General features: G+C 77.4%; 1 protein-coding gene. It reads right to left on the bottom strand.

All coding sequences use genetic code 11. The features are described from left to right. Positions 1-831, bottom strand: an 831-nt coding sequence (locus tag B7767_RS36690; protein WP_107486535.1) for an RCC1 repeat domain-containing protein, incomplete at both ends; no start/stop codon positions are given.

The raw sequence follows: 831 nt of genomic DNA on the forward strand, positions 1-831 counted from the left end.
AGGCCCGCACGGTGCCGTCCCGGTCGAGGGCGTAGGCCACGTCCGAGCCGCCGGCCACCTGGACGACGTCCCTCGGACCCGGTACGAGCACGGGCCGCCCCGGCTGTCCGCCGCGCGGCTCGACGCCCAGCAGTCCGTGGGTGTTGCCGCCCCAGGCGCAGACCCGGCCGTCCGCCGTCGCGGCGACCACGGCGCCGCCGGCCGAGGCCACGTCGACGACGCCCTCCACCCCGTCGATCGTCGTCAGCCGGGTGCTGTCGCGGTCGCCCAGGACGTCGGTGAGGTTGATGCCCCAGCCGATGACCCGGCCGTCGCCGCGCAACGCGAAGGCGTTGAGCGGGCCCGGCCCCATGGCGGCCACGCCCTGCACCCCGGGCACCCGCTCGGGGGTGCCCGCCCCGTCGTACCCCTCCCGCTTCCCGCCCCTGACCAGGAACCGGTCCGATCCCCACGCCGTCACGGTGCCGTCCCGCAGCACCACGTGGAAGGTCGTCCCACTGCCGTACACCGCGTGCGCGGGGCCGATCCCGGTCACCCGCCGGGGCTCGGCCAGGTAGTGGCGCTCACGCGATCCGTGCCCGAGGGAACCGGCGGCATTGGTGCCGTACGACCACACGGTGCCGTCACCGCGCACGGCGACCATGGTGTGCCCGCCGTCCGCGATCGACACCACGTCGCTCAGCCCGGGCACCGCGCCCTGCCGGGGCGTGCCCTCGGGAGCCTGGAAGAGCGGGGTCCACGCCCACACCGTCCCCGCCGGCCGCTCCCGCTGCCGCTCGGGCCGCGCGGAGGCCCCCTCCGGGCACGGCGACGCCCCGAGGACCGCCAGGT

Origin of the sequence: Streptomyces sp. 13-12-16 (assembly GCF_002114215.1) — a bacterium.
In the GTDB taxonomy this organism is placed as follows: domain Bacteria; phylum Actinomycetota; class Actinomycetes; order Streptomycetales; family Streptomycetaceae; genus Streptomyces.